This window comes from Nocardia vinacea NBRC 16497 (assembly GCF_000308835.1).
GTDB lineage: Bacteria > Actinomycetota > Actinomycetes > Mycobacteriales > Mycobacteriaceae > Nocardia > Nocardia vinacea.
In genome coordinates this window covers 1-23,501 of sequence record NZ_BAGN01000025.1, presented here as the reverse complement: position 1 = coordinate 23,501, position 23,501 = coordinate 1, and the positions used below count along the sequence as shown (strand labels likewise).

The 23,501-nt window shown below is 64.9% G+C and carries 25 protein-coding genes and 1 tRNA gene; 8 read left to right on the top strand and 18 right to left on the bottom strand.

The features are described 5' to 3' along the window. The first annotated feature begins 67 nt into the window (after positions 1-67). Positions 68-1,042 (top strand): M23 family metallopeptidase, encoded by a 975-nt coding sequence (locus ON44_RS03550; RefSeq protein ID WP_040686339.1) that lies wholly within the window; start codon positions 68-70, stop codon positions 1,040-1,042. A gap of 314 nt (positions 1,043-1,356) precedes the next feature. Here the strand turns inward: ON44_RS03550 and purD are convergent, their stop codons facing one another. Beyond that, positions 1,357-2,628, bottom strand: coding sequence for a phosphoribosylamine--glycine ligase (purD, locus tag ON44_RS03545; RefSeq protein WP_040686338.1), 1,272 nt, complete (start codon positions 2,626-2,628; stop codon positions 1,357-1,359). Positions 2,629-2,881: 253 nt separating this feature from the next. On the opposite strand from purD, the gene ON44_RS03540 reads away from it, so the two are divergent. Continuing rightward, complete coding sequence (locus ON44_RS03540; protein WP_040686337.1) at positions 2,882-3,256, top strand: PH domain-containing protein; 375 nt, start codon at positions 2,882-2,884, stop codon at positions 3,254-3,256. Here ON44_RS03540 and ON44_RS03535 read toward each other — a convergent pair. Further along, positions 3,244-4,314 carry an alpha/beta fold hydrolase gene (locus ON44_RS03535; RefSeq protein ID WP_040686336.1) on the bottom strand — a complete coding sequence of 357 codons (1,071 nt, stop codon included), beginning with the start codon at positions 4,312-4,314 and terminating at the stop codon, positions 3,244-3,246. The two genes, ON44_RS03540 and ON44_RS03535, sit on opposite strands and share 13 nt — an antisense overlap. A 113-nt stretch (positions 4,315-4,427) precedes the next feature. Between ON44_RS03535 and ON44_RS03530 the strand changes: the two genes are divergently transcribed. After that, positions 4,428-4,853 (top strand): HIT family protein, encoded by a 426-nt coding sequence (locus tag ON44_RS03530; protein ID WP_040686335.1) that lies wholly within the window; start codon positions 4,428-4,430, stop codon positions 4,851-4,853. 34 nt (positions 4,854-4,887) lie between these two features. On the opposite strand, the gene ON44_RS03525 is transcribed toward ON44_RS03530, so the two are convergent. Then, complete coding sequence (locus ON44_RS03525) at positions 4,888-6,000, bottom strand: helix-turn-helix domain-containing protein (RefSeq protein ID WP_040686334.1); 1,113 nt, start codon at positions 5,998-6,000, stop codon at positions 4,888-4,890. 174 nt (positions 6,001-6,174) lie between these two features. Here ON44_RS03525 and ON44_RS03520 point away from each other — a divergent pair, with 174 nt between their 5' ends. Beyond that, positions 6,175-6,414, top strand: a complete 240-nt coding sequence (locus ON44_RS03520; protein ID WP_040686333.1) for a hypothetical protein — start codon at positions 6,175-6,177, stop codon at positions 6,412-6,414. Then, positions 6,411-6,755 carry a hypothetical protein gene (locus tag ON44_RS03515; RefSeq protein WP_040686332.1) on the top strand — a complete coding sequence of 115 codons (345 nt, stop codon included), beginning with the start codon at positions 6,411-6,413 and terminating at the stop codon, positions 6,753-6,755. Before ON44_RS03520 ends, ON44_RS03515 begins: the two co-directional genes overlap by 4 nt. 103 nt (positions 6,756-6,858) lie before the next feature. Here the strand turns inward: ON44_RS03515 and ON44_RS03510 are convergent, their stop codons facing one another. The 4 genes from ON44_RS03510 to ON44_RS51250 all read right to left on the bottom strand — a co-directional run bounded on the left by ON44_RS03510 (position 6,859) and on the right by ON44_RS51250 (position 11,463). Then, on the bottom strand, positions 6,859-8,355 hold the full coding sequence (locus ON44_RS03510; protein ID WP_169338031.1) for a sensor histidine kinase: 1,497 nt from the start codon (positions 8,353-8,355) through the stop codon (positions 6,859-6,861). Further along, complete coding sequence (locus ON44_RS03505; RefSeq protein ID WP_040686331.1) at positions 8,352-9,089, bottom strand: response regulator transcription factor; 738 nt, start codon at positions 9,087-9,089, stop codon at positions 8,352-8,354. Before ON44_RS03505 ends, ON44_RS03510 begins: the two co-directional genes overlap by 4 nt. Before the next feature lie 542 nt (positions 9,090-9,631). Then, positions 9,632-11,116: an alpha,alpha-trehalose-phosphate synthase (UDP-forming) gene (locus ON44_RS03500; protein ID WP_157187043.1), complete on the bottom strand. Its 1,485-nt coding sequence runs from the start codon at positions 11,114-11,116 to the stop codon at positions 9,632-9,634. A gap of 176 nt (positions 11,117-11,292) precedes the next feature. Then, positions 11,293-11,463: a hypothetical protein gene (locus ON44_RS51250; RefSeq protein WP_169338030.1), complete on the bottom strand. Its 171-nt coding sequence runs from the start codon at positions 11,461-11,463 to the stop codon at positions 11,293-11,295. A 188-nt stretch (positions 11,464-11,651) separates the two neighbouring features. Here ON44_RS51250 and ON44_RS03495 point away from each other — a divergent pair, with 188 nt between their 5' ends. After that, positions 11,652-12,485 carry an alpha/beta fold hydrolase gene (locus ON44_RS03495; protein ID WP_040686330.1) on the top strand — a complete coding sequence of 278 codons (834 nt, stop codon included), beginning with the start codon at positions 11,652-11,654 and terminating at the stop codon, positions 12,483-12,485. Between the two features lie 129 nt (positions 12,486-12,614). Then, positions 12,615-12,857, top strand: a complete 243-nt coding sequence (locus tag ON44_RS03490; RefSeq protein WP_011207082.1) for an MbtH family protein — start codon at positions 12,615-12,617, stop codon at positions 12,855-12,857. Between the two features lie 336 nt (positions 12,858-13,193). Here ON44_RS03490 and ON44_RS47980 read toward each other — a convergent pair whose 3' ends face one another. Beyond that, positions 13,194-13,598: an HNH endonuclease family protein gene (locus tag ON44_RS47980; RefSeq protein WP_083897631.1), complete on the bottom strand. Its 405-nt coding sequence runs from the start codon at positions 13,596-13,598 to the stop codon at positions 13,194-13,196. 119 nt (positions 13,599-13,717) lie between these two features. On the opposite strand from ON44_RS47980, the gene ON44_RS03485 reads away from it, so the two are divergent. Continuing rightward, positions 13,718-13,792 (top strand) — tRNA-Thr (locus ON44_RS03485). A 291-nt stretch (positions 13,793-14,083) separates the two neighbouring features. Here ON44_RS03485 and ON44_RS03480 read toward each other — a convergent pair. From ON44_RS03480 to ON44_RS03435, 10 genes are all read right to left on the bottom strand, one after another. Beyond that, positions 14,084-14,569, bottom strand: a complete 486-nt coding sequence (locus ON44_RS03480; protein WP_040686329.1) for an Rv1363c family protein — start codon at positions 14,567-14,569, stop codon at positions 14,084-14,086. After that, positions 14,566-15,294 carry an Rv1363c family protein gene (locus ON44_RS03475; RefSeq protein WP_051181452.1) on the bottom strand — a complete coding sequence of 243 codons (729 nt, stop codon included), beginning with the start codon at positions 15,292-15,294 and terminating at the stop codon, positions 14,566-14,568. The genes ON44_RS03480 and ON44_RS03475 overlap by 4 nt, the downstream gene beginning before the upstream one ends. Further along, a complete protein-coding gene (locus ON44_RS03470; protein WP_040686328.1) occupies positions 15,291-16,700 on the bottom strand; it encodes an MCE family protein in 1,410 nt (469 codons plus the stop codon). Before ON44_RS03470 ends, ON44_RS03475 begins: the two co-directional genes overlap by 4 nt. Then, positions 16,697-17,917 carry an MCE family protein gene (locus ON44_RS03465; RefSeq protein ID WP_040686327.1) on the bottom strand — a complete coding sequence of 407 codons (1,221 nt, stop codon included), beginning with the start codon at positions 17,915-17,917 and terminating at the stop codon, positions 16,697-16,699. Before ON44_RS03465 ends, ON44_RS03470 begins: the two co-directional genes overlap by 4 nt. Beyond that, positions 17,914-19,182: an MCE family protein gene (locus tag ON44_RS03460; RefSeq protein WP_040686326.1), complete on the bottom strand. Its 1,269-nt coding sequence runs from the start codon at positions 19,180-19,182 to the stop codon at positions 17,914-17,916. Before ON44_RS03460 ends, ON44_RS03465 begins: the two co-directional genes overlap by 4 nt. Beyond that, the gene (locus ON44_RS03455; protein WP_040686325.1) at positions 19,179-20,246 is read right to left on the bottom strand and encodes an MCE family protein; all 1,068 of its coding nucleotides are present in this window, start codon (positions 20,244-20,246) and stop codon (positions 19,179-19,181) included. The genes ON44_RS03460 and ON44_RS03455 overlap by 4 nt, the downstream gene beginning before the upstream one ends. After that, on the bottom strand, positions 20,243-21,271 hold the full coding sequence (locus tag ON44_RS03450) for an MCE family protein (protein ID WP_040686324.1): 1,029 nt from the start codon (positions 21,269-21,271) through the stop codon (positions 20,243-20,245). Before ON44_RS03450 ends, ON44_RS03455 begins: the two co-directional genes overlap by 4 nt. Beyond that, entirely contained in the window at positions 21,268-22,479 is a 1,212-nt protein-coding gene (locus ON44_RS03445; RefSeq protein WP_051181450.1) for an MCE family protein, read from the bottom strand. The genes ON44_RS03450 and ON44_RS03445 overlap by 4 nt, the downstream gene beginning before the upstream one ends. A gap of 6 nt (positions 22,480-22,485) precedes the next feature. Then, positions 22,486-23,337: an MlaE family ABC transporter permease gene (locus ON44_RS03440; RefSeq protein WP_040686323.1), complete on the bottom strand. Its 852-nt coding sequence runs from the start codon at positions 23,335-23,337 to the stop codon at positions 22,486-22,488. 4 nt (positions 23,338-23,341) lie between these two features. Then, positions 23,342-23,501 (bottom strand): ABC transporter permease (locus tag ON44_RS03435; protein ID WP_040686322.1); only part of this gene is annotated, 160 nt, incomplete at its 5' end.

Here is a 23,501-nt window from a genome sequence, read left to right as displayed (position 1 = left end):
CCGAAATACGACCGACCGCGTGTTTCGTCATGTGCGCGGGATGCGGCACGGGTTATGGTCGGCGTTAATGCTTGACAAGGCTCGCCGTGCGCGGCTGGACCGAGTACCCGGGGTGGGTGGCATCGGTGTCATACCCCCCGATTGGCGTGCCAAGTTGCGGGAACGGCGCGAATCCGAGTTGCGCGTGCGGGCGCGTGAGGTGCTCGGCGAGTGCAAGGACGGCCTGCTCTGGCTACGTCGGCAACCACCGCCCGACCTGCGCGCGCTGTGGGAGGACCGGCCCAAACCCGACTATCGCGCGTTATTGCGCAAGCACCGGATCCTGATCGCGGGAGTCTGCGTCACAGCCGTATTCGCGGCCGCTGATTCCGCGTCCACCTGGGGCGTCACCGATCGCACGCCCGGCCCGAACGAAGCGCAACGCGTCGCCTTCGCCTATCCACAGCAGATGCAGTCGACACCGCCGTCGGTGAAGCGCTATCTGAATGCCATCGCCAACGGTGAGCGCATCCGTGAGCAGGAGGTGGTTGCGGCGGCGGCCCGCGCAACACTGGAACGTGCCAAGGCCGAGGCGGCCGCGGCCGTGTCCGGTGAGTATCAGCCGTGGATGGCGGGCAGCGCGCCGGTCACGACGGGTTCGGTGCTGCCCGGCATCACCGGCATGGTTTTGCCGGCCCGCGGCACCTTCACCTCCGGATTCGGTTCGCGCTGGGGCACTTTCCACAACGGCATCGATATCGCGGGGCCGATCGGCACACCGATCTATGCCGTCGCCAGCGGCACCGTCATCGATGCGGGACCCGCGCAGGGGTTCGGACTATGGGTGCGGATCCGGCACGATGACGGCAGCATCACCGTCTACGGCCATATGTACGACTTCTTCGTCTCGGTCGGCGAGCGCGTCCCGGCGGGTATGCAGATTGCCCGCATGGGTAACCGCGGTGACTCCACGGGGCCACATCTGCACTTCGAGGTGATCGTCAACGGACAGCACGTCGACCCGCAGCAGTGGTTGGCGGTGCACGGACTCACGTTCGGCTGAGTCTTTGGCCGCGCCTGCGGCGCGGCGTGTTCGCGGCCCCCGGGTGTCTCGCGTCCGAGCCGTCGAGACTCGCGACTTCGTCGCATGCGCTTCGACGACTCGGACGCGAGACGGGCCGCGAACGGGTCGCTCGTAAGACTCGCTCCGTTCGGGTCACCGATGGTGGATCGCTCGGCCACCGGTGCACACGCGCCGGACGGTCGAGCCCTTACGCCTGCGGCGCATGCGCTTCGACGACTCAGGCGCGAGACGGGCCGCGAACGGGTCGCTTATAAGACTCGCTCCCTGATGGTCGCTAGTGCCGGTTTGTCCCGTCAGACCGAAATGCGGTCCTCGACGGCGGCGAGGCCGATATCGGTGCGAAAGTGGCTGCCCGGCAACTTGATCGAGGCAATTCGGTCGTAGGCGTGTGCGCGAGCCTCGGCCAGATCCGCACCGATGCCGACGACACTCAGCACACGACCGCCCGCTGAAACCAGGGCTCCGTCCTCGCGCAACCCGGTTCCCGCATGCAGCACGGCGGACGAGTCGTCGGCATTGCCCTCGCCCGCTCCGGTGATCACATCACCGACGCGGGGGCGACCCGGATAGTTCTCGGCGGCGATCACGACCGTGACGGCCGAACCGTCCCGCCAACGCGGCGCGGCGACCTCGGCCAGCGTGCCGGTCGCCGTGGCATTCAGCAATTCACCGAGCGGACTCTCCAGCAGCGCGAGCACCGCCTGGGTCTCCGGATCGCCGAAGCGACAATTGAATTCGACGACGGCGGGTCCGTCCGCACCGATCGCCAGACCCGCGTAGAGCAGTCCGGAGAAGCCACAGCCACGCCGCACCAACTCCGCCGCGACGGGCTTTACGACATCATCGACGATCGCGGTGACCGTCTCCTCCGGCAACCACGGCAGCGGCGTGTACGCACCCATACCGCCGGTATTCGGCCCGGTGTCACCGTCGCCGACGCGCTTGTGATCCTGCGCGGGCAGCAGCGGCACCACGGTCTCGCCGTCGACCAGGCAGAACAGCGAAACCTCTGGTCCGTCCAGGAAGGATTCCAGCAGCACCGGATGGCCCTGCTCGAGCAGTTCGGCGCCGTGGTCGCGGGCCGCAAGCCGGTCGGCGGTCACCACCACGCCCTTGCCCGCGGCCAGACCGTCGTCTTTGACCACCCAGGTCGGGCCGAACCGGTCGAGTGCGGCATCGAGTTCAGCGGGGTTGTCCACAATCTCGCTGTGCGCGGTGCGGACCCCGGCGGCCGTCATGACGTCCTTCGCGAACGCCTTCGAACCCTCGATGCGCGCGGCCGCGGCGGACGGACCGAAGCACGCGATGCCCGCGGCCCGGACCGCATCGGCGACGCCGAGCACCAGCGGCACCTCGGGGCCGATCACCACCAGGTCCGCGTCCAAGTCGGTAGCCAGGGCGACAACTGCCTCCGCGGAGGACTGATCGACTGCTCTGACCTGCGCGTACTGGGCGATCCCAGCGTTGCCCGGCGCCGCGAACAGCGCGGTCACCGCGGGGTCCCGGCGCAGGGCCAGGACGAGGGCATGTTCACGGGCTCCGGAACCGATGACGAGTACGCGCACGGGCAACAGCTTAGGTTGTCGCCAATAGTGGCTCCCCCGCCTCCCCGGAACTTTTGCCGGTCGTTGGGTACACCTTAACTTCGTCCGCGGACCAGCGGTCGAGTCGCCGGCCCATTCTTGGACGTGCCCGACGAGTTACCCATGTACTCACGAAATCAGTCGTCACGTTCTCGGCCCCCAGCGGTCGTCGTGTGGATGATTGATGGGAGGGGGCGCGACAGCCGACCTCCATCGCGCAAAGGACGTGCTGACTATGGGTCTGATCGACGGACTGATGGGCAATGCCGGGCGGATAGATCCCGGTAAGGCGCAAGAGGAATACGCGAGACTGATGGGCGGCGGTGAACAGGTCTACGCCGCGTATCTTCTTGTCCGCGATGCGATTCTGTTCACCAACAAGCGTCTCATCCTGGTCGACAAGCAGGGTGTCACCGGCCGCAAGGTGAGTTATCACAGCATCCCCTACCGCGCCATCACCCACTTCACGGTGGAGACCGCGGGCACCTTCGACCTGGATGCCGAACTCTGCATCTGGATCTCCGGCACCCACGAACCGGTGCAGAAACGGTTCAACCGCCAGGTCGACATCTACGAAGTGCAGGGCATCCTTTCGCACTACGTCGCCTGAGCACATGGCCTGAGCCCGCTGGTGACCACCGGCCGGACCCGGGTCAGCAGCAGTTCGAGGAATTGCTCGGGCTGCCAGAACGCCGCGAAGTGGTTGGCGTCCGCGATGAGCGCGAACTCCTTGTGCGGCGCCTCGACATCGTCGAAGTAGCGGCGCGCCCTTGCCGCAGGCATCAGGCTGTCGTGTTCGCCCTGAAAGATGAAGAACGGCAACTCGAATCGCGTGCCGTCGCGCCAGGCGTCGAAGTGCACGGATTCGACGCCGACCTGTTCGGAGAACTTCATACCGTCCGCAGCCGCCTTCAGATCGCGCAGTCGATGCCGCGGCGAGAACCACATCGACGGCACGATCAGCTTCTTCAGGATTCCGGTGAGCATGGGATCCGAGCTGGTCGCCAGTTTTGCGTGCAGGCCCCACTGGACGGCGGTCCACCGCGTAGCATCCGGCCCCATTTCCTCCAACTTCGCTGCGGCGGTGCGCTTTCCGGCTTTGCGCAACCGTTGTACAACCGCGAAGAAGGCGGTGCGGTCGGGTTCGCCGCCGGTGATGTTCTGATCGGTGCCCACGTATGCCGAGTACAGCTCGGGGTGGTTGCGGGCCAGGCGAAGTCCGAGCACCGAGCCGAAGGAGGCAGCCAGCAATACCACCTTGTCGGCGAGCAGCCGGTCGCGTACGTGGTCGGTGACCTCGAGTGCGTCGGTGTAGAGCCGGTCGAAGGTCATCTCGCCCTGTGCACCGCGACCGAAAGTCTTTCCCGCGCCGCGCATATCCCACCGAACGATCGTGAAGTGCTTTTCCCACGTCCGAGTTCGATTGGCGAAGTAAGTGTTCGAGGCGCCGGGGCCGCCGTGCAATTCCAGCAGCACCGGGTTGGCCCGATCCTCGCCGCGGATCTCGATCCACTGCTCGATGCCACCGATGGTGACGAAGCCCGCCTCCGAGATGCCGTTCGGCGTATCGATCCGGAGCGCATGAGCATTGCTGCGGCGACGCAGCTGACGGTGGGTGAGCAAGCCCGCGGGGGCGGCGGCTGTCGCGGCAAGGGCGATGGTGATCATGTTGTTCCTAAACTGTGTCCGGCGGAAACTAATATGTGTATGATAGACACAGTTTTTTGGCGAGGTCAACACCCGAACGACCGATCGGAAGCTCTCGGCGTAGCCTGCGGTGCATGGCTTCTGTTTTCAGCGCGATCATCGAGGGCCAGCTGCCGGGCCGATTCGTCTGGGAGGACGACGAATTCGTCGCATTCCTCACCATCGCCCCGGTGACGCAAGGGCACACGCTGGTGGTCCCCCGCAAGGAGATCGATCAGTGGCAGGACGTCGACGCCGATACCTTCGCGCGGCTCAACGGTGTCGCGCAGAAGATCGGCCAGGCGGTCCGCCACGCCTGGGACGCCCCACGCGCCGGCCTGCTCATCGCCGGCCTGGAAGTCCCCCACCTGCACGTCCACGTCTTCCCGGCCTTCACCATGGGCAACTTCGACATCTCCGGCGCCAACCCCCACCCCACCCCCGAATCCCTGGACGAAGCCCAAACCAAAATCAAGACCGCCCTGCGCGACCTGGGCTACGGAGCCAACGTTCCCGATTGATCAGGCGTCGCTTCGATGCGCCGGGTGAGTCGACCTAGGCCGTATAGGTGTCGCGGAACGCCTCGCGGACGGTCGCCGCATCCGGCGCGTCTCGGCCTTCGATTCCGGAGACCACCTCGGCGACGCGCCAATAGTTGGACGGGACCAGTCGGCCGGAAGTCACGGCCGTGAGCGTGACATCTGCCGCCTCATCCGGCTTGCCGGCCGCTACCAGGGCCAAGCCCAGATCTATATTCGCCGTAGCGATTCGACGCGGCCGGACGGACGCAGCGCCAGCGAGATCGGTGAGGACATTCCGCGCATAAGCTTCGGCGGCGGGATCACCGATCCATGACAACGTCGTGGCCACGTACGCATCGGACTTCGCGGGGTCATAGCGGAAATGGTGTTCGGGTCGATCGGGCATGCGCATCCCGGACACGAGCCTCGCGACCTTGCGCAATGCCCCGTATGTGCCCCGGCTGTCCCCGAGCCGCGACAACGCCCGCCCCTCCTGTGCGGTCGCTTGGATATAGGCCGAGCTGTCCGCCGAGGCGATATTCTGCGCGACGCGCGACAGTTCAGCGGCTACCGCGAACTCGCCATTGATGAGCTGTTGCCATGCGCGCGTCTCCAGGACCCACGCCGATATCTCTGGGTGGTTCGCTTCGTCGGCGATATCGCGGGCCACCCGCAGCCGTGCCGCTGCTGCCGACAGTTCACCCAGGTCGATATGGCAGGTACCCGCCAGCAAGGACAACCAACCGGCTGCGACCAGAAGACGCCGATGTTGGATCAAGGTCTTCTTGCCATCCATCAAGCGTGCGGCGTAGCCGAGATGCTGCCGGATATCGGTCAGAAGCGCATCAGGCGGAGTGGTCGAGTATGCCGACGCCAGATCATCGACAGCCAGTTCTAAGCGGTCGAGGGTCTCATCACCGACATCCGATGCGGCCACACGCCGAATCCATTCCGCGCCTGCACGCTCCCCGTCTGCCGATTCGCCCAATGCGGACTCGTACGCAGCGACGACAGCGGCGGGCACAGCACGTTTACCGGACTCGATCAGCGACAGATAGGACGCGCTGTAGTGAGTTCGCCGGGCGATTTCGCGCAGCCCAACCCCCGCCGCCTCACGTGCGGCGCGCAGCATCGAGCCTGACTCCATCCCTGCCCCTCCGGCGTCGGCTGACCAGCAAACACGTTGTCAACACCGTATGCCTGTCGGCCCCAACTATGCACGCCTAGCGTGTTTTTCAGCCCCGCCGCCGGGTCGATGCCGTGCCCTCATCGGCACCCCGTCGGCGGGTGCACACCAACAGACAGCTGAAGGGGGCAAGAGATGGATCTCCCGGCGCGATTCGATGACGAAGATCTCCGCAAGCTTGCGATCGCCGCGGATGACGACGAGGGGTACCGCTATCTCCAGCGCGACGATGGATCCTGGGCACTGATCGATGACGAGGGGTGGGAAGTCGAGTTCGCCGAACCCGATACCGACGTGATTTCGGCGATCGCAGCGGCGATGCGCGCGTCGATCGACATAGCGCCGGTGTCGGTCGAAGACACCGAGATCCGATGAGCGGCGGATGGATCGTGCTCGGATATGTCGTCGTGATCGGATTGCCCTTGGCCGTCGTCATCGCGGTGGTCATCTGGCCGATGTCGGACACCTCCGAAGGGCGGTCGGTCAACGAGATCGAGCAGCGAGTAACCCGAGAGTTGAGCGAGATGGAGACGGCTGTCCGGCCGATCGGATTCCCGCACGATGCGCCCGACCATCCCCTCGGCGTGCCGGAAGCGCGGCGCACCATGCAGCGGCATCGGGGTTGCCGAGTGGCCGACTGCGCGCGCAAGGCAGCGGCGTGGGATGCCTTGGTCGCGGCCGAGCAGATCAAGCCACGGACGGGCCGGGAGGGCTGACCCGCTCGAGCGACCTCACCAAGGACGGTGCCACACCGTCGAACTGACGACCTTTCGTCTACCAAGGCGAGTGCTCCCGCGGGTGCCACAGCAGTGCGGTCGCTCAGCGATTTTCGCGGGGCAGGCGGACGGTGAAGGTGGTGCCTTCGCCCTCGGCGCTCTCCACGCTCACTGTGCCGTTGTGTGCGTCGACCAGGGCTTGGACGATGGAGAGGCCGAGGCCGGTGCCGCCGCTGGCGCGGGTGCGGGAGGTGTCGGTGCGGTAGAAGCGTTCGAAGATGCGCTCGGCCTCCTCGGGCGGCAAGCCCTGACCGGTGTCGGCGACCTCCAGCAGGACCTCGTCGTCGGTAGGGGTCAGCCGGACCTTGACGTCGGCGTCCGGGGGTGTGTGCGTGAGTGCGTTGTTCAGCAGGTTGGCCAGTATCTGACGCAGCCGCGCCTCGTCACCGGTCACTTCCAATGTTCCTGTGCCCGAACGGATTTCCAGTTCGACCGAGCGGCGGGGACCCTCGTCGCCATTGGCCGCTGTGACGGCGCGGGCATTGTGCACGGCGTCGCTGGCGATGGCGAGCAGGTCGACCGGACCCAGTTCCAGCGGACGCTGTGCATCCAATCGGGCCAGCATCAACAGGTCCTCGACCAACAGCCCCATGCGCTGGGCCTCGTGTTCGATGCGGTCCATGAACATGGCCGGATCCGCGGTCGCGCCTTGTCGATACAGTTCGGCGAAGCCGCTGATGGTGGTGAGCGGGGTGCGCAGTTCATGGCTCGCGTCGGCGACGAAGCGGCGCATCTTCGCCTCGGAGCGCCGGGCCGCCGATTCGGAGGCTTCGGTCGCGGCGAAGGCCCGTTGGATCTGGGCCAGCATGCCGTTGAGCGATTGGGACAGCCGATCGACCTCGGTATTGGTGCCGCGCACTGGAACTCGGCGATGCAGGTCACCGGCGGCGATGGTGGCGGCGGTCTTCTCGACCGCGCGCAACGGCCGCAGACTGCGTCGGATCACGAAGTAGGCGAGCACCGCCAGCGCGGCGAGCACCGCGGCACCGACCATGAGCTGCAACATGATCAGTCGATTGACCGTGTCGATGTTCTCGGTGAGCGGTATCGCGACCGTTGTCGTCGTATCGGGTGACACCGCCGTCATGGTCCGCCATTTGACCGTCGAACCGTTCTTGGAGCCGACGGTTACCGGTCTGGTGAGTACCTTGCTGCCCGGCGGATCCGTGGTCGGCCGGATCTCGGGCAGTCGCGGCAGCTCCGGCTCGGCTTCCTCATTGAACGGCCTGGTCTCGAGATAGACGGAGCCGTTGCCGCCCGGCGTCGGCTCGATGTGGACGAAGAAGGTGCTGGACGGATGCGACGGATTCGAAGGAGTCGGCGGCCGCGGCCGCGACCATGCCATCACCGCATCGCGAAGCTGCTGATCGGTGCGGTGCAACAGCGAATTCTCCAGCGCCGAGGTGACGACCATGCCGGATGCGAACAGTCCGAGCGCGGAAAGCAGCACGAGTGCGAGCACCAGCGTCACCCGCAGCGGAATCGCCGAAGAAGCGCGTGCCAGTTTGCGACGGGTCTGTGTGATCCGGGAGATGATCATTTCTCGGACTGGCGCGTCCGATTCGGCGCGCGCATTACGTATCCGACGCCGCGCAGAGTGTGAATCAGGCGCTGATCGCCGGTGTCGACCTTCTTACGCAGATACGAGACATACGTTTCGACCACACCGACCTCGCCCCCGAAGTCGTAGCGCCACACATGATCCAAGATGCGCGGCTTGCTCAACACCGTTCCGGCATTGACCATGAAATACCGCAGCAGGGTGAATTCGGTGGGCGACAACGCAACCGGCTCCCCCGCCTTCCACACCTCGTGCGTATCGTCGTCGAGTTCGATGTCCTCGAACCGGATTCGCGAACTCTCGCGCTGCGGCGCGGCATGACCGAAGCGGCGCAGGACAACTCGCAGCCGAGCCACCACTTCCTCGAGGCTGAACGGTTTGGTGATGTAGTCGTCGGCGCCGAGGGTGAGTCCGGCGACCTTGTCCTGGACATCGTCACGTGCGGTCAGGAACAGCACCGGTGCGTCGATGCCGTCGGCGCGCAGTCGGCGCAGCAGCCCGAAGCCGTCCATACCCGGCATCATCACATCGACGATCAGCGCCTGCGGTCGGAAGGTGCGCGCCTTGTCCAGCGCCTGCGCCCCGTCGATAGCAGTATCGACCGCGAACCCCTGATAGCGCAGGCTCACCGACAGGAGCTCCACGATCATGGGTTCGTCGTCCACCACCAGCACCCTGGCCTCGGGCGTGGACTCCGCAGGCGCACCACTCATTGCTTCATAGTCCGGCAATCGACTGGGAACTGTCTGGACCTTTGCTGGGTGATTCCTGTGAGTGCTCTGTCTGATTTGCCGCGCCTGCGGCGCGGCGTGTTCGCGGCCCCCGGGTGTCTCGCGTCCGAGCCGTCGAGACTCACGACTTCGTCGCATGCGCTTCGACGACTCGGACGCGAGACGGGCCGCGAACGGTGGCTCGTAAGACTCGCTCCGTCGCGGTCACCGACCGCACCACGTTCGGCACCTCATCCACGCCGGAGGCTCACACCTACGACACATACGGCTTCGACGACCCGGCAGAGCTCGATGGCCGCGCCTTCGGCACGAACGCGACGCAGACCCCGAACTCCTCACTGACAAAACTCGCTCCGTCGCGGTCACCGACCGCACGGCGTTCGGCACCTGACGCACGCGCCAGAGGCTCACGCCTGCGGCGCAAGCGCTCCGACGACTCGGCAGAGCTCGATGGCCGCGCCTTCGGCACGAACGCGAGACGGGCCGCGAACTTTTCGCTCAAAACTCGCCCCGTCGTAGTTGCGTCAGCGGTGGGGAGCTCGCGACTCCGGGTACACATCGTCGTCGGTGAGCAGCGCGCTGCCCGCGACCTGGTCCTGAGCCAGCGCCTCCAGGAACGCCCGCGCCCAGCGGTCCACATCGTGCGCGAGCACCTGACGGCGCAGGGAGCGCATTCGGCGGCGACGCGTATCGCGGTCGTCTTCCAGTGCGGAGATGATGGCATCCTTCACACTGTTCAGGTCGTGCGGATTGCACAGATACGCCTGACGCAATTCGGCTGCGGCGCCGGTGAATTCGCTCAACACCAACGCCCCGTTGAGACCACTGTGACTGGCGACGTACTCCTTGGCGACCAGGTTCATCCCGTCCCGCAGCGGCGTCACCAGCATGACGTCGGCGGCCACGAAGAAGGCGACGAGTTCGTCGCGCGGGATCGGGCGGTGCAGATAGTGCACGACCGGATAGCCGACCCTGGCGAATTCACCGTTGATCCGGCCGACCTGGCGCTCGATATCGCCGCGCATCTGGATATAGCTCTCCACCCGCTCACGGCTGGGGGTGGCCAGCTGCACCATGACAGTATCGGCCGGATCCAGCCTGTTCTCCAGCAGCAATTCCTCCAGCGCGGCCAGGCGGATATCGATGCCTTTGGTGTAGTCCAAGCGGTCGACGCCGAGCAGGATATTTTTCGGATTGCCGAGTTCGGCACGGATTTTCGCGGCCCGTTCGCGGACCGAGCGGCGGCGCGAATGCTCGTCGAGTTCGGCCGAGGCGATCGAAATCGGGAACGCGCCGACCCGGACCGTACGGAAGCCCACCTGCACCACGCCGAGCTTGGACCGCACACCGACGGTGCCGCGCGAGGTGGGCTGGCCTGCCAACCTGCGAGCCAGGTAGAGGAAGTTCTGCGCGCCGCCCGGCAGGTGAAAGCCGATCAGGTCGGCGCCGAGCAGACCCTCGATGATTTCGGTTCGCCACGGCATCTGCATGAACAGCTCGACCGGCGGGAACGGAATGTGCAGGAAGAATCCGATGGTGAGATCGGGCCGCAGCATGCGCAGCATCTTCGGCACCAACTGCAGTTGGTAGTCCTGCACCCAAACGGTCGCGCCCTCGGCCGCGACCTTCGCGGTGGCCTCGGCGAAGCGCCGGTTCACCGTGACATAGGCGGCCCACCAGGCCCGGTCGTAGACCGGGCGCACGATCACATCGTGGTACAGCGGCCACAGCGTGCCGTTGGAGAAGCCCTCGTAATACTCGGAGACTTCGTCCGCGGACAACGGCACCGGATGCAGTTCGAGGCCGTCCTGGATGATCGGATCGATATCGACATCGGGAACGCCGGCCCAGCCGACCCACGCCCCCTTGTTGTTGCGGAGCACTGGTTCCAGTGCGGTCACCAAACCGCCCGGACTGCGCTTCCAACGGGTGGAACCGTCGGGCAGTTTCTCCAGGTCGACCGGCAGCCGATTGGCGACGACGACGAAGCCGGAACCAGCCCCGCTCATCTCGGCCAGGGCGGACGGGACCACCGTGGTGTCGGGTTCGGATGGGGGCTCTAGAAAGGCGTGTTCGGAGTCCTCGGACGGCTGTTGGGTCATCTGGTCCACTCACGCATCCTTTGCGTGTCGCTTTTCGGCTTTGAAGTTGTGAATAGTCGACGGCCCCGTTGACGTCGCGGTGGTTATTCGCCCCGAGAGTTAGGCCCGATGCCCAGCATGGACAGCAGCATCCGGCATTCGTCCGCGTCCTCCGCGTAGGCGGCGACAACTCGCTGAGCCTGACGGGCGGTCTCGTCGGCGAGTGGTTCCAGATCGTCGTCCGCGATGTCGTTCGCGCTGCTCTTCGCGGCCATCTTCTTGTCCTCCCGGCTCAGTACGCTCGTACGTGCGAATAGTCAATGGTATCTGCCCACCACGGCGATACGCCGCACCTGGATCCGGGTGACCTCGGACACGTTCGGCGACATACCCTTCGCCTGCTCGCCGAAGACCGAAGCCCTATACCGTGGGAACGCAGCACCAACTCCACGAAAGGGTCGATATGCCGCTGGCCACGGTGAACGGAATTTCACTCAACTACCAGGTCAAGGGCGACCGCACCAAGGGCACGGAGGCGAAGGGCGCGGGTCCGCTGGTCGTCATGATCATGGGCACCGGCAGCCCGGGCCGGGTCTGGGAGTTGCATCAGGTCCCGGCGCTGGTCAAGGCCGGATATCGGGTCTGCACATTCGACAATCGCGGCATCAAACCGTCCTATGAGGCGGCCGACGGTATGACCATCGATCAGCTGGTCGGCGATACCGCCGGACTCATCGAACTACTCGATGAGGGTCCCGCATTGGTGGTCGGCACCTCGATGGGCGCGCGGGTGGCGCAGGAACTCGCGCTGGCGCGTCCGGAGCTGGTACGCAAGGCCGTATTCATGGCCGGGCACGGTCGCCTCGACCAGTTCCAGAAGACGCTCTCGCTCGGTGAGCACGAACTCGACGCCAGCGGGGTCACGTTGCCCGCGAAGTATGAGGCCGCGGTGACCGCGGTGATGAATATGTCGCCCGCGACCATGGCCGACCCGAACGCCGCCCGCGACTGGCTCGATCTGTTCGAATTCACCGGTGGTGCGGTGACGCCCGGTATCCGCGCCCAACGCCGGATGGACCACGATTTCGACCGGGTGCAGGCCTACCGCGGCATCAAGGTGCCGTGCCTGGCCATCGGATTCGCCGACGATCGGATGATTCCGCCGTATCTGTCCAGGGAGGTTGCCGAGGTCATCCCGGGCGCGCGCTACCTGGAAGTTCCTGATGCGGGGCATTACGGCTATCTCGAGCGTCCAGAAGCGGTGAACAAGATTCTGCTCGATTTCTTCGCGGCCTGAGGTAACTGCCTACGCGTAACGTCTGCCTTGCTAGGGTCGACACAACGCTCGGGGAGCTTCCGGCGCTCGAACAGCGTTGGACGAGCCAAGGGCGATCCCGTACATGCGCCAGTATCCAGTGAGGTGAAATTGAGCACCAACCCCTTCGATGACGAAGACGGCCGCTTCTTCGTTCTGGTCAACGATGAGGAACAGCATTCGCTGTGGCCGGCCTTTGCGGAGGTCCCGGCCGGATGGCGAGTCGTTTTCGGCGAGGACAGCCGCGCCGCGTGCGTGGAGTACGTCGAGAAGAACTGGACCGATATGCGTCCGAAGAGCCTGCGTGACGCCATGGCCGCCGATGACGCGGCCCGTCAGGGCGCCCAGTCCTGACCCGCGGTATCCGATACTGCGCCGGGCCCACGCTGAACCGTCACTGCGTGACACCGTAAAGCCGGTGTCACGCAGCTGGCGTGCCCGGTTATGATTGGCACCGTTTTGTTGAGTAAGACACCGTCCGCCTCCTTAGCTCAGTGGTAGAGCACTCGCCTTAAGAACTGGACCGATATGCGGCCCAGGAGCCTGCGTGACGCGATGGCCGACGACGCGGCGCGGTAGGCCGCCGCCCAGTCCTGACCTGCGGTAACTAACACTGCGCCGATCTCTCAACGAGCTGCAGCAGGGTGGTGCCGCAACCTGGTACTTTGCTGCAGCGCAGTAGTCCTCAGCCTAGTAAGACTGCCCGTTGGCGTATCTCTCACGCCGAGAGTGTCTACCGTTGCCCCGGTTCCGGCTCTTGTACGTCGGCAGCTGGGAGTCGCAGTTCGGACAGATGAGCCGCAGGTTCTCCCGTCGATTGTGAGTGGGATCGCCATCAATGTGGTCAAGGATGAACGCGAGTGGGCGCCCGCACCATTCGCTCCTAATACCGCATATCGCGCATCTGCGGCTCTGGGCGTCGGTCAGGTAATCACGGAGGTAATGCCCTTGGTGGCCGCGCACTCGGGCTTCACCTGTATGCAACCACAACTCGGTCAAGGCTTTGCGCTGGGTTGCCTGCTGGCATCCCAGACTGCAGTAGACCCGCTGACTCCGTTTGACCAGCGCAGCTGCGCACCCCTTGCATCGCCTCACGCTGTGGACGCTACCGCTACCCACCGACAACGCCGGAGGATCGCCAAGACGCCGCCGGGCACCGGAAACCCGGTGTCGCGCCGTCGGTGCGCCCCGCTATGATGGCAACCGCTTCACCCGCCTCCTTAGCTCAGTGGTAGAGCACCGCTCTTGTAAAGCGAAGGTCGTCAGTTCAATCCTGACAGGGGGCTCCAGCCGAGCGCGTCGACCACGGCACGCTCGTCCATTCGAGTCGTCTTGCACTGGGCAAGGCCTGCGGCGCTGCCAGCCGGTGCGGTTGGCGAACGGGCGCTTGCCGTACACGGCTACGAAGCGGCGATCAGAGCCTTTGGAGAGCAGGGGCGTCGTCCCCCGGACGCCATCCGACGAACAGGTCCGCACTGTCGGCGAGCTGGACGAGCGATCACGTGGAACTGGTGGCGGAGGCTTCTCGATGCCGCCATCAGTTCCACCTGATCAGCCGACCTGACAGGGGCTGCGGCTAGTTAGATCGGCGTTACTGCGGATACCAGCCAGCGGCCGTTGTCCTTGTCGAGGCTTACTCGGACTCGGCTGGTGCTGATGTTCGCTTGGGGGGAGTCCTTGCCGGTGCTTACCTGGTTCAGGTAGAGCAGGACTACTGCGTGGGCGGGTTCGGCGGAGACTACGCCGGTGGCCTGGGTGGTGGCCTGGACGTTGAGTTCCTTCTCCTTGGCGCCGGGGGCGATGGCTTCCTTGATCAGTTTCAGGTAGTCGTCGCGGAAGCTGCCGCCGAGATTGTCGGCGGCCTTTGGCAATTCGGCGTCCACCGTTTTGAAGTTGTAGGTGAACATCGCCTCGACGGTGCGCTGTGCCGCCGGAACCGCCTGGGTGCGGGCCTGTTCGCTCTTGCGGTCGTTCCAGTATTTGTATCCGGTGACGCCGCAGACGGCCGCCAGCGCGACGATGACGAGGGCGACCGCGGACGCCACCAGAATCAGACGCCGACTCATGCCACGAACTCCACTTGTGAGGCGGTGATCCCGTTTTCGCCGCGGGTGACGGTGACCCGGAATCGGTAGTACCGCGTCTGCGGATCCGCCATACCCGCATTGGTCAGGGTCTGCTTGGCAGCGACCAGCACGCGTGCCGAATCGCCGTCCTCGCTCTCGATGGCGGATTCGATGATCTCACCGGTGGCCTTCACCTTGGCCTGTTCGACCACGCTCGCGTAGGCGTCCTTGCGCTGCGAGTATTCGGCCTTGAGTTCGCCTGAGGCCACCGCGAGGACGCGGTCGATATCGGCCTTGGCGGTGTCGTCCTTGATGGTGGTGAGATTGAGAATCGCCTGCTTGGCGGTCTGCACGTAGTCCGCGCGCCGCGCATCGCGGTCGGATGCGGTGTGCAGGTTGTAGGCGAAGAATCCGGTGCCGATCACCAGCGCGATCGCGACGACCACGGCCGCGGCGGCACCTGCGATGAGCACCCAGCGCGGCGGGCCGGACTTCGGAGCGTCATCGACGACATCCGCGACGCTGGGTATCTCCAGCGTGGTCACGGGTTCGGCATCATCGCTCGGACTGTCCGAATCCGACTTCGTCACCTTGACGGTGACATCGACGGCCTTGGTCAGCTCGACACCTTCGGTCTCGAGCGGGAGGGTGTCCTCCGGCGGCGGGCCCGCCGAACGCACCGCCCGTCGCCTTGGCCGGGCCTTGACCACACTGGATTCACTCATTGCTGCTGCTCCTGAAGCATCGCCTGCCAACTCGACGGTATCGTGCCGGATCCGTCCTTTCCGATATCCCCCTGACGGTACGTGCGTCCGTCCGGTCCCATGAACGTCCCACTGCCGGGATCCAATGTCGTACTGTGTGCCGCCGGGTGGGTCGAGCCCTGATCGCCGATCGGGTCACCCGACGGTGTCACCGGCTGCGGCGGACCGAACGCCGGGTTATTGCCTTCGGGCACATAGCCGTTCGGGTCGCGGCACAGCTCCGGCGATGGCGCCCGCTTACCCGGCACCTCCATGCACGGCGTATTGCGGATACCGCGCACGGCTTCCTTGGCGTTCTGCGCCACCTTGCAGTAGAGCCCGGGCGGCGTATCCGGGGTGTCGAGCTGGGCGGGCGAGCGGCGCTGTTCCGGCGTGAGGAAGCCGGTGGTGCAGCCGGGCGGATCGTTGAGTTCCAGGTGGAAGTCCACCACGGCACCGTATTCGACGGGGCCGCGGATGACCGTCAAGAACGCGGCGGTCAGCGGCGGATAAATCACGAGGATCTGTTCCAGACCCGAGTGATAGGTCACCGCGACCTGCCCCACGCTGACCAGATTCGACAGCAGGATCGGCAGGGTCGGACGCAGGTCCTGGAACAGCGAACTCACCTGCTGTGCCGCGCCGGGCGTCTTCTCGATGACGTTCCGCAGCGCCGGATCATGGGCGCGCAGTTGGTCGGTGACCGTCGCCAGGTCCTGGGTCCACGACCGGATCGCCGCATCGGACTGATTCTGCGTATCCAGCAGCGGCCCGATCTTTTCCAGCAGATCTTTGGTCGGCTCGGCATTCGCCTGGGCCTCCTGCACCAGCAGCGATGCGGAATCGATGAACTTCTGCAGATCGGGTCCGGCTCCGTTGAAGGCCTTGAACGCATCGTCGATCACCTGCCGGAGCTTGGTATCGGCGATGCTGGACAGCAGACGATCGGAGCGATCGAGCACGGTGCCGATATCCTCGGGCAGCCTGGTGCGATCCACCGCAATCACCGAACCGTCGGAAAGGTTGCCGCCCTTGGCATTCGCGACGGGCACCAGATCGACGTACTGTTCACCGATGGCCGAGACGCTGCGCACCCACGCGTCGACATCGGACGGAATCTTGTAATCGCTATTGATAGACAGCTTCGCGTCCACACCCGTTGGGGTGAGCCGAACCTCTTCCACCTTGCCGACATTCGTGCCGCGGTAGGCGACATTGGCCGTGGGATACAGCCCGCCGGTGGCCAACAGCTTTACCGTCACCTCATAGCGGCCGATACCGAACATGGCGGGCAGACCCACATAGGTACCGCCCATGACCACCAAGCCGATCACCGTCAGCACCGAGAAGATGGCCAACTGGATCCGGACGAATCGCGTGAGTTTCATCGGCCCGCACCTTCCTGCCCGGCGGGCGGAACGGTGAGGCCGGGAATCGCGGGCAGACCCGGAATCGGCGGCAGCCCAGGGATACTCGGCGTCGGAGCCGGAGTCGCGCCCGGTGACTGCAGCGGTGCCGTCGCCGGATTGCTATTGCCCTCCGCCGTCCCGGCCAGACCGCCGAGTGCACCCTCGACCCCGCCGAACCGACCGCCGAGCGGCGTGCCGGTGAGGAAGTTCGAATCCAACCGCTTGCCCGTGATATCGACGGTCATGATCAGGTTCATGTAATCGCCCTTGACCGCGTGATCGAGGTTCTTCATCGGGAACGGGAAGGTGAAGATCAGCTTCAGGACCTCGACCAGGCTGTTCCCGGTGCTGGCCAGCGTTTCCAGCACGGGTGCCAGATTCGCCAGATTCGCCTTCAGATTGTCCCCACCCTGCGCGATGATCCGCTGCACCACATCGCTCAGATCACCGAGGGCGGTGAGGGTATGCGTGATGTCCTCGCGCCGATCGGCGAGCACGGTGAGCGCCGGATGGATCTGTTCGATCGCCGCGGCCACCCGATCCTTCTGCTTGGCCAGCGTGCCTGCGAACCGGTCAAGTCCGCCCATCGCATCGATGATGTCTTTGGTCTGGGAATCCAGTGTGGTGGTCAGCTCGGTCAGCTGCGGCAGCAGATCCCGTATCGCATCCTCGCGACCGTTGAATGCGGCATTGAGCTCGTGGGTAATGGTTTCGAGCTGACTGATGCCGCCACCGTTGAGCACCACCGACAGCGATGACAGGGTCTGCTCGGTGGTCGGATAGACACCGGCCCGATCCAGCGGGATCAGATCGCCGTTCTTCAGCTCACCCTGTGCCGGAACATCTTTCGGCGCGGCGAGCTCCAGATGATTGCTGCCGAGCAGGCTGGTCTGCCCGATTCGGGCGGTCGCATTGGCGGGCAGCTTCACATCGTTGTTCAACGAGACGGTGACCAGCGCGTGCCAACCCTCGACCTCGATCTTCGACACCGTGCCGACCGTCACGTCGTTCACACGGACCGGCGAATTACGGGTCAGCGTGGTGACATTGGGCATCTGGATTTTGACTTCGTAGCCGTTGTCACTTCCGGCCGTACCGGGCAGGGGCAGCGAATTGAGCCCGTCCCATTCGCAGCCGCTGACTCCGAGCACGACGGCCAATCCGATTGCCGCACCGGCCATTCGCATGCGCATCATCGCCCTCCTCCCGGAATGGCCAGCCCGGCAATACCGTTCGGCACCGCGACCGGATCCGATTGCGGCACCGAATCACTCGGCCCGCGCGCGGCCAAACTCGGCGGACTGTAGACGAGCTGGTGCGGGAACGCGGTCTGGTTGGAGGCCGGATTGGCGAGCAGCGGTGGGTAATTCATCATGAGCTGCTGGATGACCGGTGCCAGATACTGGCGGCACAGGGCGGCGCTCTGATCGGAACCGTTCGCATCGTTCGCCTCGACCGCGCCGCAGAGGAAGGCGAACGGGTTGGCGAAGTTCGGCGCGACGACGGCACCGGTGAGACTGCCCTGGGCCGGGTCATAGATCTGATAGAAGTTCGCCAGCGACGTCGGCCCGGCATGCAATACCTGCTCGAGTTGGGGCCGCTTATCCGCGAGGATCTGGGTGACCTCGGCCAACCGCTGCACACCCTCGGTCAGCGCCCCGCCGCGCTCTTGGATGAACCGCTGCACATCACCGACGGCGATGTCGAGATTGTCCAGTCCGGCACCGAGATCACCGGAAACATTCGCGAGCACCGATGAGACCGAGGCGAGCCGGCCGCCGAACTGCACGATCTGATCGTTGCTCTTGGACAGCACATCCACGAACTGCTGCAGATTGCGGATGGTGCCGAACAGATCGGTGCGCCCGTCCGACAACGTACTCAGCGTGTGCGACAGCTCGCGCAGGGTATCGCGCAACGCCTCCGCATTACCATTGCCGAGATTGTCGGCGGCGGTATTCACGAACCGCCCGAACGAGCCCTGCTTATCGTCGCCAACCGGACCCAATGTCGTTGCCAGCTTGGACAATTCGGCCTTGATGTCATCCCATTCGACCGGAACCGCGGTGTGCTCGATCGGAATCACGCTGCCGTCGTGCATTTTCGGCCCGCCGGTGTAGGCCGGGGCCAACTGGATGAATCGCGCCGACACCAGCGACGGCGAAATGATGACCGCCTTGGCGTCCGCGGGGATCTCGATGCCGCGATCGAGTGTCATCGCGACCCGGACCTGGTCCTTACCGGGATCGATGGAGTCGATCCGGCCGACCTCGACCCCGAGCACGCGCACCTCGTCACCGGCGTACAGGCCGGTCGTGGACGGGAAATACGCGGTGATCGAGGTCTTTCCGATCCGCGATATCAGTGACCACCCGCCGGCGATCACCAGGGCGGCGATGACGACCAGCGCGAGCGCCCGCACCCATCGCGGTGCCGAACGAACAGTGCGCAATGCATTCATCGCGGCGGCTCCTGAATCGCGGGCTCGATCGACGGCAACGCGGGGTCGGTCAGATATGCGCGGAAGGAGTCCGGCACATGCTGCGGCCAGACCAGCGCGTCGACCAGGATCTGCAGGCCGCGCGTGGTCGCGTTCGAGACATACGCCTGGAAGTACGGACCGCTGCCGACCTGCTCACCGAGCGCGGCCGAGAACGGACCGAGTCCATCTAGTGCCTTCGACAGGTTGTCTTTATTGGATTGCAGCAGTGCGAGCACCGAATTCAGCCGGTCCAGTGTGGGTTTCAGCTGCGCCTCGTTGTCGTTGACGAGGCCGGTCAGCTGTTGGGCCAGCCCGTTGATGTACACGATCAACTGACTGAGCGCGCCGCGCCGCCGATCCAATTCGCCGAGCAGGTCATTGCCGTCGACCAGCAGCGCGTTGATCTGATTGCTGCGATCGGCGAGCACCTTCGTGACGTTCTGCGCCCGGCCGAGCAACTCGGTCAGCGCCTTGTCCCTGGCATTCAGGCTGCGCGAGAGTTGGGTGACGCCGTCGAGTGCCGACCGCAGCGGGGCCGGCGTATCGGCGAAGGTCGTGGACAGCGCGTCCAGCGTCCGGTTGACCTGGTCCATGTCCAGGCCCTTGACGGTATTCGTCAGATCGCCGAGCGCGTCGGTGAGCGAATACGGCGAGGTGGTGCGGTCCAGCGGAATCGTGTCGTTCGTCCGGGTCGAACCGCTGCCCGCCGGGGTCACCTCGAGCGATTTGCGGCCGAGCACCGTATTGGTCTTGATGGCGGCACTCGTCTTATTGCCCAGCACGATTCCCTCGTCCAGCGTGAACCGGACGTAGACCTTCGCACCGTCCAGCTTCACCTGCTCGACGCGTCCCGAGCGCACACCAGCGACCTGCACATTGTCACCGGGAACCAGTCCGCCCGCATCGGCGAAGTACGCGGCGTAGGTCGCGCCGGAGCGAATGAACGGCAGCCGGTCGACCTGCAGTGCGGACAGTGCGACCGTGGTCGCGACGACAATGCCGATGATGCCGAGCGAGACCGCGCGTGATCGAGTTTCCTTCATCGGCTCTTCGCACACCTTCCCGTCGTCTGCATACCGGGCAGGGTGATGTGCATCGGCTTGCCGTCCGGCCCGTCGACAATGAAGTTCGTGCCGCACACGTACATATTCAGGAACGACCCGTAGGAACCGATCCGGACCAGCTTCTTGTAGGTTTCGGGCAGCCGATCGAGCACCCACTGGACGGTGTCGGAGCCGTCGTCGAGAGTCGCGGCGACGGTGCCGGTCTGCTCGATGGTGGTCTTCAGATCCGGCCGGGCCTGCTGCAGCAGTTCGGTCAGATCCCCTGTCGCACCGGCGATTCGCGGCAGGGCGGCACCGATCGGATCCTTATCGGCGGCCAAACCGCTGACCAGCCGCTGCAATTCCTCGAGTGTGGTGGCGAACTGCTGATCGCGGTCATCGATCGTGGCGAGCACGGTCTTCAGATTCTCGATCACGCTGCCGATCAACGCATCTCGATCGGCGAGGGTTTTGGCGAACGATCCGGAACTGTTCAGCAGCGCGACAAGCGTGCCACCCTGGCCCTGGAAAACCTGCAGCAGTGCCTCGGTCAGATCATTGACCTGAGCCGGATCGAGGCCGCGCAGCAGCGGTTTGAAGCCACCGAGCAACATATCCAGATCGAGTGCGGGCGAGGTGCGATCGAGGCCGATGGTGCTGCCCTTGGACATCACCTTCGCGGTGCCCGGCCCCTCCAGCAGTTCGAGATACCGGTCCCCGACCAGGTTTTCGTAGCGGATGGTCGCCTTGGTGCTGGTGTAGAGCCGGTACTTGCTGTCCACATCGAAATCGACGTGGGCGAGGTTGTCCTTGCCGACATGCACCCCGGTCACCGAACCCACCGGCACACCGGCGATTCGAACCTTCGCACCGTCCAGCATGCCGGAGGAGTTGGTGAAGACCGCGTGATAGCCGGTCTCCCTGGCGAAGCGCATCTGGCTGAACACCACCACCAGTCCGGCCAATACCAGCGCCATCACCAGCGTAAAGATCGTCAGCTTGACTGTTGTCGCGTGTGGTTTCACAGCTGCCCCACCCCCGGCAATCCGGCGAACAGCAGCTGGAACACCTTGGGCCCGTTCAGATGTGTCGTCGTCGACGGCGTCCACACGTGACCCTGTGAGGTATCGGTGACCACGAAGTTCGCGTGGCTGTCCGGCACCCGGTCCAGCACACCCTCACAGTGCGGCCCGCCGGTGGCATTCACCTTCGGCAGATCCTCCGGGTACTGGTAGGCATCGGCGCCCGGCATGAAACTCGCATTGAGCGGCACCGCGTCGAACCGTCCGCCGAAGATGTCCTCACCGATCGGGAGCACATTGGCCAGGCCGACGACCAGGCAGTACAGCGCGGGCTTGTAGTCGTTGAGCAGCTGGGTGGTCGGACGCAGCAGATCCAGCGCCGTCACCAGCGGTTGTTCGTTCTCGTGCAGCACCGAGCCGGTGGTATCGGCCAGTCCGATGAGGTTGGCCAGCATCGCATCGACGTTCTCCTGCTCCTCGACGAGCGTTCTGGCCGTCACGGTCGCGTTATCGGTGGTGCGCAGCAGATCCGGCACGGTGTCGGCATACAGATTGGTGACACCGGTCGAGGAGACCAGATCCCTTCGCAGTGCAGGCAGACTCGGATTGATGTCGCGCAGGTAGGCATCGCTGCGGGCGAGCAGATCACCGAGCTTCTCGCCGCGCCCCTGCAGCGCGGTGCCCAGCGCCGACAGTGTGGCATTGAGCTTTTCCGGCTCGATCTTCTGCAGCACATCGGTCAGATGCTGGAACAGCGTATTGAATTCGACGGTCACCGATTCGGCCGTCACGGTCGATCCCGGCTTCAGCGGGGTCGACGAAGCCTGGTCCGGCGCAGTGAAATTGATGTACTTGGCGCCGAATACCGTGGTGGACTTGATATCCACGGTCGCATTGGACGGAACCATTTTCAGCAGTTCGGGATCCATCGCCAGCGTCAGCTTCGCACCGTCGGCGGTCTGCTTGATCTCCGAGACCCGACCGATCTCCACGCCGCGGATCTTCACCTTGGCGTCGGGATCGAGCACCAAGCCGCTGCGCGGTGCGTCCACCGTGACGGTCACCGTCTTGGTGAATCCGCCGAAGAACATGACCATCGCGACGGACACGACCGCGACCAGCGCGATCACCATGCCGAGCCCGGCGAGCTTGAGCCCGAGCCCGCCGCGCAGTGCCGCGCCGAGGCCGCTTCCCGATTGCTTCGTTGCCATACCGCTCTACCCGGAGAGATGGAAGTTGCCGGAGGTGCCGTAGATGGCCAGCGAGATCAGCAGTGTCACCGTGACCACCGCGACCAGCGAGGCCCGTACCGCGTTGCCGACCGCGATCCCGACGCCGACCGGTCCGCCCGCGGCGTTGTAGCCGTAGTAGGTGTGAATCATCATGACCGCCAAGGCCATGAAGATCGCCTGGGCGAAGGACCAGAGGATGTCGCTGGGGATCAGGAAGGTGGAGAAGTAGTGGTCGTAGACGCCGGCCGACTGCCCGTAGATGACCACGGTGGCGAATCGGCTGGCGATGAACGAGCAGATCACCGCGAGCGCGTACAGCGGCACGATCGCGATCATGCCCGCGAGCACCCGGGTGCCGACCAGATACGGCACAGGCCGGATCGCCATGGACTCCAGTGCGTCGATCTCCTCGGCCACCCGCATGGCACCGAGCTGCGCGGTCGAACCCGCGCCGATGGTTGCGGCCAAACCGATTCCGGAGATCACCGGCGCCGCGATGCGCACATTGATGAATGCCGCGAAGAAGCCCGTCAGCGCCTCGACGCCGATATTGCCGAGCGAACTGTAACCCTGTACCGCGATGGTGCCGCCGGTGAACAGCGTGAGAAATCCGACGATGACGACGGTGCCGCCGATAACCGCCAAAGCGCCTGTGCCCATGCTGATTTCGGCGATCAAACGAATGGTCTCGGTGCGATAGTAGATCAGTGCGCGCGGGATGGAACCGATTGTCTGCGCATAGAACACCGCATGTTTACCCAGCGAATCGAGCGAGTTCGAAAAGCGACGCACTCGCCGCACGGTACGCGGGAAGCGGGATTGGATTACGAACGCCATCGCCTCACCGCACCGCGAACTTGATACCGACAGCGGTGACCACGACATTCACCACGAACAGGGCCATAAAGGCGAAGACAACGGTCTGATTCACCGCATCACCGACACTCTTGGGACCACCTTTGACATTCAGGCCGAGATAACAGGCAACCAGTCCGGCGATC